General features: G+C 48.4%; 10 protein-coding genes and 5 pseudogenes. All 15 read right to left on the reverse strand.

Annotation, left to right across the window (positions count from 1 at the left end; translation table 11 throughout):
* Nucleotides 1-38: 38 nt before the first annotated feature.
* The 15 genes and pseudogenes from GKO28_RS17835 to GKO28_RS17900 all read right to left on the reverse strand — a co-directional run bounded on the left by GKO28_RS17835 (nt 39) and on the right by GKO28_RS17900 (nt 14,605).
* A complete protein-coding gene (locus tag GKO28_RS17835; protein ID WP_182077282.1) occupies nt 39-380 on the reverse strand; it encodes a phage holin family protein in 342 nt (113 codons plus the stop codon).
* Nucleotides 381-527, reverse strand: a complete 147-nt coding sequence (locus GKO28_RS17840) for a YqjD family protein (RefSeq protein ID WP_247646631.1) — start codon at nt 525-527, stop codon at nt 381-383.
* A 22-nt stretch (nt 528-549) separates the two neighbouring features.
* Nucleotides 550-684: a hypothetical protein gene (locus GKO28_RS22040; RefSeq protein ID WP_282099369.1), complete on the reverse strand. Its 135-nt coding sequence runs from the start codon at nt 682-684 to the stop codon at nt 550-552.
* Nucleotides 685-906: 222 nt separating this feature from the next.
* A pseudogene (gene sucD / locus GKO28_RS17845) lies at nt 907-1,792 on the reverse strand (succinate--CoA ligase subunit alpha).
* 129 nt (nt 1,793-1,921) lie between these two features.
* Nucleotides 1,922-3,096: pseudogene (gene sucC / locus GKO28_RS17850) on the reverse strand (ADP-forming succinate--CoA ligase subunit beta).
* 161 nt (nt 3,097-3,257) lie between these two features.
* Entirely contained in the window at nt 3,258-4,691 is a 1,434-nt protein-coding gene (lpdA, locus tag GKO28_RS17855) for a dihydrolipoyl dehydrogenase (RefSeq protein ID WP_182077284.1), read from the reverse strand.
* Nucleotides 4,692-4,773: 82 nt separating this feature from the next.
* Nucleotides 4,774-5,947, reverse strand: a pseudogene (gene odhB, locus GKO28_RS17860) (2-oxoglutarate dehydrogenase complex dihydrolipoyllysine-residue succinyltransferase).
* Between the two features lie 61 nt (nt 5,948-6,008).
* Nucleotides 6,009-8,817, reverse strand: a pseudogene (locus GKO28_RS17865) (2-oxoglutarate dehydrogenase E1 component).
* 106 nt (nt 8,818-8,923) lie between these two features.
* Nucleotides 8,924-10,211 (reverse strand): annotated as a pseudogene (gltA, locus tag GKO28_RS17870) (citrate synthase).
* A 34-nt stretch (nt 10,212-10,245) separates the two neighbouring features.
* Entirely contained in the window at nt 10,246-10,491 is a 246-nt protein-coding gene (locus GKO28_RS17875) for a succinate dehydrogenase assembly factor 2 (protein ID WP_173534080.1), read from the reverse strand.
* A gap of 70 nt (nt 10,492-10,561) precedes the next feature.
* The gene (locus GKO28_RS17880; protein ID WP_027467334.1) at nt 10,562-11,275 is read right to left on the reverse strand and encodes a succinate dehydrogenase iron-sulfur subunit; all 714 of its coding nucleotides are present in this window, start codon (nt 11,273-11,275) and stop codon (nt 10,562-10,564) included.
* 9 nt (nt 11,276-11,284) lie between these two features.
* Nucleotides 11,285-13,078, reverse strand: coding sequence for a succinate dehydrogenase flavoprotein subunit (sdhA, locus tag GKO28_RS17885; RefSeq protein ID WP_247646632.1), 1,794 nt, complete (start codon nt 13,076-13,078; stop codon nt 11,285-11,287).
* Entirely contained in the window at nt 13,075-13,425 is a 351-nt protein-coding gene (gene sdhD, locus GKO28_RS17890) for a succinate dehydrogenase, hydrophobic membrane anchor protein (RefSeq protein WP_182077285.1), read from the reverse strand. Before sdhD ends, sdhA begins: the two co-directional genes overlap by 4 nt.
* The gene (gene sdhC / locus GKO28_RS17895; RefSeq protein ID WP_182077286.1) at nt 13,419-13,793 is read right to left on the reverse strand and encodes a succinate dehydrogenase, cytochrome b556 subunit; all 375 of its coding nucleotides are present in this window, start codon (nt 13,791-13,793) and stop codon (nt 13,419-13,421) included. The genes sdhD and sdhC overlap by 7 nt, the downstream gene beginning before the upstream one ends.
* A 92-nt stretch (nt 13,794-13,885) precedes the next feature.
* A complete protein-coding gene (locus tag GKO28_RS17900; RefSeq protein WP_173534076.1) occupies nt 13,886-14,605 on the reverse strand; it encodes a GntR family transcriptional regulator in 720 nt (239 codons plus the stop codon).
* Nucleotides 14,606-14,821 lie beyond the last annotated feature (216 nt).

Below are 14,821 nucleotides of genomic sequence, written 5' to 3' on the forward strand. Positions count from 1 at the left end.
CGCCCTCCTTCGTCGAAGTTGCGGCATGAAAAGCGGCATCAATGAGTTTTTTTGTCTTGTGCAAATTCTTCACTGGTTAATGGAAAAGGGGTAATTAAATCGTGCATTAATTGGCACAATTGCTTGTATGCAAACAATCCACACACTAAAAACACCGCACCAAAAACGGCACAAATAATAACTCGATATTCCCAAAAGCCAAATAGCAAGCCTAAACCGGCAAAAGTCAGTGCCATAATCAACAAAAATGCGGCTGCAATGGCAAAACCAATCATTTGCGCCAGTCGATCAAACTCATCACGCAGCTCAAGGCCAAACAATGAAAAACGGGCAGCTACTAAGCCGCCCACCGTATCACGCCAAGTTGCGCGCCGACTCATTTAGCGCCGAGCTGCCAAAAAGCCAATCAACAAGCCCACTGCGGCACCAACACCAACCGCTTGCCACGGATGCGCATGCACATATTGATCCGTTTGCTGAGCAGCCACTTTGGCCTTATTCACCGCTACCGATTCAATTTCAACCAATCGTTGTTTTGCATCGCATAAATTAGCGGCGATTTTTGCATAGATCTTTTTTTGATTCTTCAGGACTGGCATTGGCCGCTTCATTCATCAAATCAGCAGTTTCTTGCAGTACATCTTTAGTTTCATCAATTAGTACAGATTCACTGGCTTCAGACATAAATCGCCCCTTTAAGTTAAAAACCAAAATAGAGTTACAAGAATAGCAGGCTGACTCTTGCTTGCACAGGTAATATAAACAGTCAGCATCGAGTCATCTTCGGCAAATTAAGCGCCAATCTTAACTACACGAAATGGCTTTATTGCCGATAATAAGCGCTTAAAATGCAAAAAAGCCACCTTTTACAAGATGGCTTTTGAAATCAATACGGCAAATTAAAACTTAAATCATGCCTTTTGATTTTAGCAATTCAAACATCGTTTTACCGATTTCAGCTGGGCTGCGGGTGTACGCGATGCCAGCTTGTTCAAACGCTTTGAATTTCTCTTCAGCAGTACCTTTGCCGCCAGAGATGATCGCGCCAGCGTGGCCCATACGTTTGCCTTTAGGCGCAGTAACACCGGCGATGTAACCAACCACTGGCTTAGTCACGTAAGACTTAGCAAATTCAGCCGCTTCTTCTTCAGCAGAACCACCGATCTCACCGATCATCACAATCGCGTCAGTATCAGGATCATCTTGGAACAATTTCAATGCGTCGATATGGCTCAAACCTGGGATTGGGTCGCCACCGATACCGATACAAGTTGATTGACCCAAACCGAGTGCAGTCGTTTGTGCAACTGCTTCGTAAGTCAATGTACCAGAACGTGAAACGATACCGATACGACCTGGGTTGTGGATGTGCCACGGCATAATACCGATCTTGCACTCGCCCGGAGTAATAATACCTGGGCAGTTAGGACCGATTAAACGGATACCCGCTTCATCAACCGCTTTTTTCACGTACAGCATGTCAATTGTTGGCACGCCTTCAGTAATACAAACAATCAACTTCACGCCGGCGTTTACCGCTTCCAGAATCGAATCTTTAGCGAAAGCTGCAGGTACGTAGATCACTGAAGTATCAGCTTGAGTTTGCGCTACAGCGTCGCGCATGGTGTTAAACACTGGCAAGCCAAGGTGCTCAGAACCACCTTTACCTGGTGTTACGCCACCAACGACTTTAGTACCTACTTTCAACGCTTGTTCTGCATGGAAAGTACGTTTTTTTACCGGTGAAACCTTGCACCAGCACTTTTGTATCTTTATTAACCAAAACGCTCATGGTCTTTTTCCTTTGTAGTAAGTCAAAAGTTCTCTAGCGGCGTTACCTCATCTTGCCGTACTTAATGTACTGTCTGCGATTCGGTGTCTAGCTAGACAACTTTTGTTACGTCACATATTCGTGCGGTGATTACAAGGCTGCAACAGCAGCAACGATTTTCTCAGCTGCGTCGTTCAAGCCCTGGGCAGAAACGAGTTTCAAGCCAGATTCATCCAAGATTTTTGCGCCCAATTCAGCGTTATTCCCTTCCAGACGAACCACAACAGGCACAGTCACGTTCACTTCTTTTACCGCAGCGATAATCGCTTCAGCAATCATGTCGCAACGCACGATACCACCGAAAATATTGATCAAAACGCCTTTTACTGACGAATCAGCCAAGATCAATTTGAAAGCTTCGATCACGCGCTCTTTGGTTGCGCCGCCACCCACGTCCAAGAAGTTAGCTGGCTGGCCACCTTTGAGTTTGATGATGTCCATGGTGGCCATCGCCAAACCAGCGCCATTGACCATACAACCGATATTGCCTTCAAGTGCCACGTAGTTCAGCTCGAACTCAGACGCTTTCACTTCGCGCTCGTTTTCTTGTGACTTGTCACGCTGAGCCAGCAGTTCTGGATGACGATACAACGCATTTGAATCGAGGCCGATTTTGGCGTCAACGCAGCACAATTCGCCGTTTTCACGCAGTGCCAATGGGTTGATTTCGAACAAAGCAAAATCATTAGCGATAAACGCTTCAGCCGCGCCCAACATCATTTTGGTGAAGTGAGTCACTTGCTTGCCTTCAAGGCCCAAAGCAAATGCACATTCACGCGCTTGATATGGCTGCATGCCAACCAATGGATCAACGGTTACTTTAATGATTTTTTCTGGCGTTTCTTCTGCCACTTTCTCGATCTTTTTTCAACACCACCTTCGGTTGAAACCATAAATACAATACGTTGTGAGCCACGATCTACCACAGCGCCAAGGTAAAGTTCGCGCGTTACTGGGTACATGTCTTCACACACCAGCACGCTATGCACTGGTTGGCCTTCTGCGTCAGTTTGATACGTGATCAAATTAGTACCGATCAAACGGGTCGCTTCAGCAGCCGCTTCTTCGCGGCTTTTAACCACTTTCACGCCACCCGCTTTACCACGGCCACCCGCGTGAACTTGTGCTTTAACCACCGCAAATTTGCCGCCGAGCGCATCGTACGCCGCAGCAGCTTCTTCGCCGGTTGTCGCCAAAATGCCGCGTTGTACTGGCAAGCCGTACTTAGCCAATAATTCCTTGGCTTGGTATTCGTGCAGATTCATCTCTATTAATCCTTTTTGAGGAGAGTGTTATTGTGAGGGTCAACACAACCCTCCAGAGGTACCACAGACGGGTGTTATCACCCGTCAACAAATTAAGTATTGCCACAAAAAGCAGACAAGGAGCGGTTAAGCCACCTATACCCCACTTTTTGCATCAGAAATTACGAATGCAAACCGCGCTTATCCACACCCAATGCTGCTTCATGCAAAGCTTCAGACAGCGAAGGGTGCGCGTGAACGATGCGGGCGATATCTTCAGATGAGGCGTTAAATTCCATCGCTACTACCGCTTCAGTAATCAACTCAGAAGCGAATGGGCCAATGATATGCACGCCCAAAATACGATCTGTTTTGGCGCAAGCGAGCATTTTGACAAAGCCAGCCGTTTCACCCAAACCGAGTGCACGACCATTCGGGCCAAATGGGAACTGACCTTTCTTGTATTCAATGCCTTCGGTTTTGAGGGTTTGTTCGGTTTTACCCACCCAAGCCATTTCTGGACTGGTGTAAATCACCCAAGGCACATTGTTAAAATCAATATGTGGATGCTGGCCAGCAATACGCTCAGCCACAGCAACGCCTTCTTCTGATGCTTTGTGCGCCAACATTGGACCACGAACCACATCACCTACCGCCCAAATGTTTGGCAGGCTCGTGCGGCAATCACCATCCACAATCACATAACCGCGCTCGTCGAGCGGCAAACCAACCGCATCACTAGCGAGATTCCAAGTGTTGGGCAGACGACCAATAGAAACGATTAATTTATCGAATTCTTCTGTATGCGCTGCACCATCGGCGTCAACATAATTGACGGTGACTGAGTCAGCACCTTTGTTGATTTCACCGATTTTGACGCTGGTATTGATTTTCAGACCCAAATCTTTAGTGAAAATCTTATGTGCTTCTTTAGCAATCGCTTCGTCAGCAGCCAACAAAAAGCCTGGCGCGCCTTCTAAAATCGTTACGTCAGAACCCAAGCGCTTCCACACCGAGCCCATTTCTAAACCGATAACACCGGCACCAATCACACCCAAGCGCTTTGGCACAGCAGGAATCGACAAAGCGCCGTCGTTATCCAAGATCAACACGTTATCAACTGGCGCTTGTGGCAATTGACGTGGGGTTGAACCGGTCGCAATGATGATGTGCGTGGTTTCAACGACTTCAGTTTGACCGGCATCACTCACTTCTAGCTGCCATTTATCGCCAACGCGGCCCAAAATCTTGCCATGACCATGCAAGCTATCGACTTTATTCTTTTTGAATAAATAGCCGATACCTTGCGTGAGCTTGCTCACGATGCCATTTTTACGTGCCAGCATGGTGCCAACATCAAATTTCATGCCTTCAACCGTAATGCCGTGCGCAGCAAATTTGTGCTCGATGCGCTCAACATTTTCTGAAGACTCAAGCAATGCTTTCGATGGGATGCAGCCGACGTTTAAGCACGTACCGCCCAATGACGCTTTGCCTTCTTTGTTTTTAAATTCATCCACGCAAGCGGTATTAAAGCCCAACTGCGCGGCACGAATCGCGGCAATATATCCGCCAGGACCTGCACCAATCACCACAACGTCAAAAGATTTCGACATTTTGAATTCCATCCATAACCCGCATGGGTATATTAATGCAAACATTTAGGTATGCCGCAAGTAGCGGCATACCCTTAGATAATTACAAATCGAGCAATAAGCGTGCTGGATCTTCAATCGCGTCTTTAATCGCCACTAAAGCCAATACCGCTTCACGACCATCAATAATGCGGTGATCGTAAGATTGCGCCAGATACATCATTGGCAAAGCAACAATTTGACCATTGACCACCATGGCGCGCTCTTTGGTGGCGTGCATACCCAAGATCGCTGATTGTGGTGGGTTAATGATCGGCGTTGACATCATCGAACCAAAAGTACCGCCATTTGAAATGGTGTACGTACCGCCAGTGAGCTCTTCAACGCCAAGCTTGCCCTCTTGCGCGCGCTTACCAAAGTCAGCGATGGTTTTTTTCGATATCAGCCAAAGACAATTGATCGGCATTACGAATGATTGGCACTACCAAACCACGTGGGCTACCTACGGCAACACCAATATCAAAGTAACCGTGATACACGATGTCATTGCCATCCACTGAGGCATTAACGATTGGGTATTTCTTCAAAGCGGCAACGACGGCTTTTACAAAAAAGCCCATAAAGCCGAGTTTAACGCCGTGCTCTTTCTCGAATTTATCTTTGTATTTGTTGCGTAAATCCATCACTGGCTTCATGTTCACTTCGTTGAACGTGGTCAGGATGGCGTTAGTTTGTTGCGATTGCAGCAAACGCTCAGCAACGCGAGCACGCAAGCGGCTCATTGGTACCCGTTGTTCAGCACGGCCATCGGTCGAAGTGGCCACCACTGGCGCTGGTGCCGCGGCAGCTGTTGGCTTGCTGAGATGGTTTTGCACGTCTTCTTTTAATACACGGCCATCACGACCGGTACCGGCAACATCCGCTAGATTCACACCGGCATCAGCGGCCAGTTTTTTTTTCGCGGCTGGCATACCCACTACAGTGGCATCAGCCACTGCGGCCACTGGCGCGGCAGCAGCAGGTGCGGCTTGAGCAACGGCAGTGGTGTCGATACGCGCGATCAGTTGCAAGCTACCTACCGTTGCGCCATCCACTTCAAGTAATTCAACCAATACACCGGCTTGTTGTGCTGGAATTTCTAGCACGACTTTGTCGGTTTCAAGGTCAATCAAATTTTCATCGCGAGCAACCGCTTCGCCGACTTTTTTCTTCCAAGAAACTAAAGTCGCTTCCGATACTGATTCAGGCAATTGTGGCACTAAGACATCAACAATCATTTTTCATCTCCAGAGTTTTGGCCAGTTCAGCCATTACGCCACGCGCTGCGTGGCGTTGGATTTACAGTTTCATTGCATCATCAACAAGGGTTTTGAGCTGCGCATTATGCTTACTCATATAACCCACTGCAGGCGACGCTGACGATGGACGACCCGCGTATTGCAACACTTGTTTTGCTTCCAGCACGTCTTCTAAGCGATGACGTAGTTGATGCCATGCGCCTTGATTGCGTGGTTCTTCTTGCGCCCACATAATTTCTTTAGCGTTTGGATACTTGCTCAATTCTGCTTTGAGCTCATCGGCTGGGAATGGGTACAGTTGCTCAATCCGCACGATGGCGATGTCTTTAATCTCACGCTCACTGCGGCCGGCCAGCAGATCGAAATACACTTGACCTGAGCAGCACACCACGCGTTTGACTTTTTTACCATCGAGCTCTTGCGCTTCACCGATCACCGAGCGGAATTCACCATTGGTAAAATGCTCAATTGGGCTGGCGGCATTTTTTGCCTTCAAGAGTTTTTTACTCATGATGACAATCAATGGCTTGCGATATGGACGCAACATTTGACGGCGCAGCACGTGATACATTTGCGCCGCTTCAGACAACATCACCACTTGGATGTTGTGCTCAGCACACAATTGTAAATAACGCTCAACCCGCGCTGAAGAATGCTCTGGACCTTGACCATCGTAACCGTGCGGCAAGACCATAGTCAGGCCACACAAACGGCCCCACTTGGTTTCACCCGAAGTAATAAATTGGTCGATAACCACCTGCGCGCCGTTGGCAAAGTCACCAAACTGCGCTTCCCAAATCACTAATTCGTTCGGCTCTGAGCAGGCATAGCCATATTCAAAGGCCAAAACGGCTTCTTCGTTCAAGATCGAATCAATCACGCGGAATGGTGCTTGGTTTTCCGATAGATTTTGTAGCGGCACATGCACGCCGTGATCCCATTTCTCACGATTTTGATCGTGCAAAACAGCATGGCGATGATTAAACGTACCACGGCCCGAATCTTCACCCGACAAACGCACACCATGACCTTCAGTCAACAAGGTGGCGTAAGCCAAATGCTCGGCCATACCAAAGTCAACTGGCGTATCACCTGCGGCCATTGCTTTACGTTCGTTGATGATTTTTTCAACGTTAGCGCGCAGCTTAAAGCCTTCTGGCACTGCAGTGAATTTTTCGGTCAAGCGAATCAAATCGGCTTGTGGAACGGCCGTTACGACCGGCTGACGCCAGTGCGTACCGAGGTATTTTGACCAGTCAATGGCGTGTGAGCGTTTGTAATCAGTCAGCGTGGTTTTTTTCAACGTGCTCACCACGATCCAGTGCATCGCGATACGCTTGAATCATGCCATCAGCTTCTGCTGCAGTGACTACGCCTTCGGCAATCAAACGATCCGCGTATTTACGGCGCGCACCCGGATGCTTAGCCACTTGGCGATACATCATTGGCTGCGTTACAAATGGATCATCGGCTTCGTTGTGACCGTGTTTACGGTAGCAAACCAGATCAATCACTACGTCTTTATGGAATTTCTGACGGTATTTCAATGCCGCATCCGTCACCAAGCAAACGGCTTCTGGATCATCACCATTGACGTGGAAAATCGGCGCTTCAACCATCTTGGCGATATCAGTACTGTAAATCGTCGAACGATTGTCGCGAATGTCCGAGGTCGTGAAGCCCACTTGGTTATTGATCACCAAATGTACCGTACCACCAGTGCCATAACCGCGCGTTTGCGACAGATTAAACGTACCTTGATTGGTACCTAGGCCAATAAAGGCCGAGTCACCATGAATCAATAACGGCAATACTTGGTCACCAATCACATCGCGGCGGCGATGTTGACGTGCACGCACCGAACCCTCAACCACAGGGTTAACGATTTCTAAATGCGATGGATTAAACGCCAAGGTTAAATGCAATGGACCACCAGCCGTTGGGATGTCCGAGCTAAAGCCCATGTGGTACTTCACATCGCCCGATGCCAGCGAGGTGTCGTAACGGCCTTCAAATTCGCCGAACAAATCACGCGGTTGCTTGCCCAAGATATTGACTAGCATATTCAAGCGGCCACGATGCGCCATGCCGATGACCATTTCTTGCACACCGGCCGCACCGGCTGCTTGTGCTAAATAATCAACTGCCGGAATCATTGAATCGCCGCCTTCGAGCGAGAAGCGTTTTTGACCCACATATTTTTTATGCAAATACTGCTCAAGCGTTTCTGCGGCAGTCACTTGCTTGAGAATGCGTTTTTTCTGCTCGACATTAAAGCTCGGTTGCGAGCGACTTGACTCAAAGAACTCTTGCACCCAGTTGCGCTCTTCCGCATCGGTAATGTGCATGTATTCCAAGCCAATATTGCCGCAATAAGTTTGCTTTAAAAATCCCAGCACTTCTGTAGGCGTTGCCCGCTCTAAGCCAGCGATATTGGTCCCCAACTTCACCGCCATATCACTATCAGATAGGTTGTAAGTTTTTGGATCCAATTGTGGCATCGCCACTTTATCCATTCTTTCCAATGGATCTAAGCTCGCGCCACGGCTACCCATAATGCGGTACGCTGAAATCAAACGCAGTACGTTGACTTGGCGTTCAATTGCGCCTTCATCGGCAACGCCAGCTGCACGAATTGGCTGCTTGGCTAACTGCCGAAACGACTCTTCAATCGGCGCACGTGCAATATCACGTGCGGTATTACCGCTACTGAGTTGCAGCTTGTCAAAATAGGCCCGCCATTCAGTATCTACCGAAGTGGGGTCAAATAAATACTGTTCGTAAAGATCTTCTACGAAAGGTGCGTTGCCGCCAAAAAGCTGAGAATTTGTTTCGAGTTCTTTCATCATTGCCGTGTATCCAGTTTTATCCGCCTAAGCTTTGCAAGTTGATGCACCTAGGCCGGTCAATGCTGCTACGCCCTCATGGGGTACATAAGGGCGCAGGAACGGGGTCTTAGCCGCGTTGATCAATAGGTACAAAATCGCGTTTTTGCGCGCCAGTGTATTGCTGGCGTGGACGACCGATTTTCATCCCTGGATCAGAAATCATTTCATTCCAGTGGCTAATCCAACCTACAGTGCGTGCCAAGGCAAAAATCACCGTAAACATCGGTACAGGAATGCCCAAGGCCGATTGAACGATGCCTGAGTAGAAATCAACGTTTGGATAAAGTTTACGCTCGATGAAGTACGGATCTTCCAGCGCGATTTTTTCCAATTCCATTGCCAATTTGAATTTCGGATCGTCTTGCAAGCCCATTTCAGCCAAGACTTCATGGCAGATACGGCGCATCACATTGGCGCGTGGGTCGGTGTTTTTGTAAACACGATGACCAAAGCCCATCAATTTATGCGTTTTAGCTTTCACACCATCCATAAAGGCTGGTACGTTTTCTACTGAGCCGATTTCGTCCAGCATCACCAAGACTGCTTCGTTGGCGCCGCCGTGTGATGGGCCCCACAAGCAAGCAATACCTGCAGCGATACAGGCAAACGGATTAGCGCCTGACGAACCGGCCAAACGCACGGTTGAAGTCGATGCATTTTGTTCGTGATCGGCATGCAAGGTGAAAATCACATCCAGCGCGCGCACCAATACTGGGTTGGGTACATACGGCTCGCATGGCGTCGAGAACATCATGTGCATGAAGTTGGCGGTGTAGCTCAAATCGTTACGTGGGTAAACGAATGGCAAACCTTGGTTGTAGCGGTAGCACATGGCTGCCACGGTTGGGGATTTTAGAAATCAAACGGAACATCGCCACTTTGCGGTGTTCTTCGTTATTGATGTCCAAGCTGTCTTGGTAGAACGCTGACAAAGCACCCACTACGCCGACCATCATTGCCATAGGATGCGCGTCACGGCGAAAGCCGTTAAAAAAGCGCGTCAATTGGTCGTGAATCATGGTGTGACTCATGACGGTTTTTTGGAAGCCGGCTTTTTCAGCCACGGTTGGCAACTCACCGTTGATCAACAAATAGCAGACTTCGAGGTAATCAGAGTCTTCTGCCAACTGTTCGATGGGATAGCCACGGTAGTACAACTGCCCTAAATCACCGTCGATGAAAGTGATTTTGGATTCGCAACTTGAAGTTGCTAAAAAACCTGGGTCGAAGGTAAACATCCCCGTTTGCGAAAATTTACGGATATCTACAACATCAGGACCCAGCGTGCTCGGCAACACTGGGAAATCGAGTGTGCTTTGTCCGTCGTTATACGTTAGCGTGACTTTCTTATCCATCTATAGACTCCTGTTAAACAGCCTAAGCTGTACGTTACTGTTGTGCGGCGCTAATGCGCGCTATCATCACGGCCAGCTGTGCATCAGGACACACTGACTTGCCATTGACGTACTCTAAAAAGTCCCAATCGGGCAGCATTAAAACTTGTTCGTACACAGCCAATTCAGACTCAGATAACGTGGGTAAAACATCGGAAACGAAGCGCTCTAATTGCAGATCTAATTCCAACAATCCACGACGAGAGCGCCACACGATTCTTTTAAATTCAACTTCATTCATCTAGACCCCCTATGGGTATAACCATGCAGGCTTTGTCACAAAAAGTCTAGAAGGAAATACCCACCTACTATTAAGAAATACGCTTCACCATTAAATCTTTAATCTTGCCGATGGCCTTGGTTGGATTGAGCTCTTTCGGGCAAACATCAACGCAATTCATGATGCTATGGCAGCGGAACAAGCGATAAGGATCTTCTAGATTATCCAAACGCGCGCTAGTGGCTTCGTCACGGGTATCGGCAATAAAGCGATACGCCGCTAACAAACCAGCAGGACCGACAAACTTGTCCGGATTCCACCAGAACGATGGACATGATGTTGAGCAGCAGGCGCACAAAATACACTCATACAAACCATCAAGCTCTTTACGATCTTCTTGGCTTTGCAGGCGTTCACGATCTGGTGCTGGGCTGTCGTTAATCACATACGGCTTGATCGAATGATATTGCTTAAAAAACTGCGTCATATCGACGATCAAATCACGAATCACTGGCAAGCCTGGCAACGGACGCACTTCGATTGGCTGTTTGAGCGTATCGATATCGGTAATACAGGCCAGACCATTTTTGCCGTTGATGTTCATTGCATCCGAACCACACACGCCTTCACGGCATGAACGACGAAATGACAACGATTCATCCACCACTTTGAGTTTCACCAAGGCATCGAGCAATTTGCGCTCAGTGGTGGTGTCGACATCAACACTGATGTCTTGCATATATGGCTTAGCGTCTTTATCTGGATCGTAACGATAAACGCGAAATTTTACGGATTGGGTAGTCATAGCAACCTCTTAGTATGAGCGAGTCTTCAACGCGACAGAGTCAACAGTCAGCGGCGTTAAATTGACGGGTTTATATTCAAGGCGATTGTCTGAGCTAAACCACAGGCTGTGTTTCAGCCAGTTTTTATCGTCACGACCATTCGGTTGCTCTGGGCTATCAATCGCGTCGTCACGCACGTGCGCGCCACGTGATTCAGTGCGCGCATTGGCAGAAATCATCGTTGCTTTAGCCACTTCGATCAGATTTTCTAATTCCAACGCTTCAAGGCGCGCGGTATTAAAGGTTTTCGATTTGTCGGCAATCACGGTGTTTTTAACCATTTTTTTCGACTTCGAGAATCTTCGAAACGCCTTCAGCGAGCATGTCTTTAAAGCGGAATACGCCAGCATGCGCTTGCATTGTGCGTTGCATCGCCAAGCGCGCTTATTCACATTCGTACCCGTTGTTTGATTATCCAAACGGGCAACACGTGCCACTGAACGCTCAACGTCTTGCATTGAGATTTCTGGGAACGATTCATGGTGCGACTTAATGTAGTCGATCATTGAATTACCAGACGATTTACCAAACACCAATAAATCAAGCAATGAGTTGGTACCCAAGCGATTGGCACCATGCACTGAAGCACAAGCGCACTCACCGGCAGCGTAAAAGCCTTTGATGGTTGAGTCGCCAGTGACCACTTCGCCTTTGTAATTGGTCGGAATGCCGCCCATTTGGTAGTGGCAAGTTGGTACAACAGGGATTGGCGCTTTGATTGGATCAACACCGGCAAATTTGATCGAGATTTCGCGAATACCCGGCAATTTCGACATAATCACTTCTGGGTCTAAATGCGTAATGTCCAGCAAAACGTGATCTTTATTTGGGCCGCAACCACGGCCTTCGTTAATCTCGGTCACCATCGCACGCGAAACCACGTCTCGCGAAGCTAAGTCTTTGGCATTCGGTGCGTAACGCTCCATAAAGCGCTCGCCGTTAGAGTTGCGTAAAATACCGCCCTCACCGCGCACACCTTCAGTAATCAACACCCCCGCACCGGCAACGCCAGTTGGGTGGAACTGCCAGAATTCCATGTCTTCTAACGGCACACCAGCGCGCGCGGCCATGCCCAAACCGTCGCCAGTATTAATAAAGGCATTGGTTGAAGAAGAATAAATCCGGCCCGCGCCGCCAGTAGCAAACAAAGTGGCTTTAGCTTGGAAAATCACGACTTCCGAGGTTTCCATCTCCATCGCAACCACGCCTTGCACCGCGCCGTTTTCGTCGCGAATCAAGTCCAGCGCCATCCACTCAACGAAAAATTGCGTATTAGCGCGAACGTTACGTTGATATAAAGCGTGCAACATGGCGTGACCAGTACGGTCAGCCGCAGCACAGGCGCGGCGAACTGGTTTTTCGCCGAAGTTACTCATGTGGCCGCCGAATGGGCGCTGATAAATCGTGCCGTCAGCATTGCGATCGAACGGCATACCAAAATGCTCAAGCTCAATCACCACTTTTGGTGCTTCACGGCACATAAATTCAATCGCGTCTTGGTCACCCAGCCAGTCCGAACCTTTGACGGTGTCGTACATATGCCAAGTCCAGTGATCAGGCTCAGAATTACCCAATGACGCCGAAACACCACCTTGCGCGGCTACGGTATGCGAGCGCGTTGGGAATACTTTAGATAGAACGGCGGTTTTAACCCCCGCTTCAGATAATTGCAACGCAGCACGTAATCCCGCACCACCCGCGCCGACGATCAGCGCGTCAAATTTGCGAACTGGAATCGGACGTTTTGTAGATTCTTGGCTCATAAAACACCCCATACAACTTTAACCATGTAAATCAAGCTAGCGAGCAACCACAGCAGTGTCAGCACGTGCATTGTGAGCTTGACGCCAATATGCTGGATGTAATCCATCCAAATGTCGCGTACGCCAACCCAGGCATGCCATAACAATGCAATGATCGTAATCGTAGTGACAATTTTCACCCAGGTGCAGGCGAATAAGGCTTGCCAAGCTTCAAATGACGCGCCGTTGGCAAAAAGAATAAAGGCCACTACACCCAAGGTGTAAGCCAACATAATGACGGCAGTCACGCGCTGCACTAACCAATCGCGCAAGCCATAATGCGCACCGACAACATGACGATTTACCATGTGATCGCTCCAATAATGACGGTCAATGACAAGCTCACTGCCAAGACAAGGTAAGAAGTGAGGCGCGCAGTTTTTAAATCCAAACCTTTATGGATATCTAAAAACAAAAAGCGCGTACCCGCACAGGCGTGATGCAAATAGGCCCACAACACCGCCAATAAGAACAGCTTCACCAGCGGATTGCCGATGCAGTCTTTAAATGCTGCAAAACGCTCATTGGACGCCAAAGAGCCCTCTAGCGCATACAACATGAATGGAATGGCTGCGAACATCAACAAACCGCTAATGCGGTGCAAGATGGACACAATCCCCGGCAGTGGCAAACGGATTTGCCATAGCGCGAGGTGTTTTGGGCGTGTTTTTTGCATACGCTCTTTCCTCTCTAAGTTACAAATAAAGCTCTAAGAGCTTAGGTAGTCTGATTTAGTCCTTAAAGGAGCTGTTATCAGCATTAAAAAATCTATGCAAATGGTGCGGGTTCAAAAGCCAGTGTCTCGGTTTTGAGCCATGCCACACTCCAAACCTGTGGCTTACCTTCAAAATCTCTCGCTAAACGAACCAATTGCAATAACGGCTCGTTTAAATCCACCATCAGTAAACGTGCCTCGCTCTGTCCTGCAGCTACCGCGCGATAGCGCACTTCACCATCACGCAAGCGCACACCAAAATCGCGCCAGCACAACTCACGTAAGTTTCCTTTTAACTCACGAATGCGTCGGATATCTAGATTGGGAAACCCTACCTCAGGCAGCAACATTTCTTCCAACCCAATGACAACACCCGAAACCCTAAGTAAGCGACGCACTTGCCATAAGGCAGCACCTCGTCGCAAACCCAATATATCTGCCAGCTGTTCACCGGCATGAATCCGTACGCAACCAAGTAGTTCAATTTTTGGCGCTACACCATCGGCACCGGCCAAGGGTAAAAACTGTCCTCGGGCCAGAAAGTCATTCATTCCTGCCACGAAAGTACCTACACCCTGACGCCGATACAAAACGCCTTCGGTCACCAAGGAATCAAGCGCCTTACGGACTGTACCTTGACTTACACCAAAGCGCACGCCCAGCTCAACCTCGCTCGGTAAACTTTCGTCATCCTGCCATTCACCTGCCTCAACCGCAGTCATAACTTCGCGTATAACTTGCTTATATAGAGGCTGCGCCGCTAGTTTTTTCATGCAACTTTATCTTTTTATCATGTTGTCGATGCCGAGTCTACTACAGTCTTATATAAGACAAAAGATATAACACCAAATTTTTGTTTTTATTAAACTTACTACGCACCCAATCGTCATCGTGATAAGATTACTTGCTAAGTATCAAAGTTCTCGCTTTGCAGTCATAATCAAGGCGGCCAAATTCTTATTTGCTTGATGGCGATCAACCGCCACTTA

This window comes from Deefgea sp. CFH1-16 (genome assembly GCF_016881365.1).
Classification (GTDB): Bacteria; Pseudomonadota; Gammaproteobacteria; order Burkholderiales; family Chitinibacteraceae; genus Deefgea.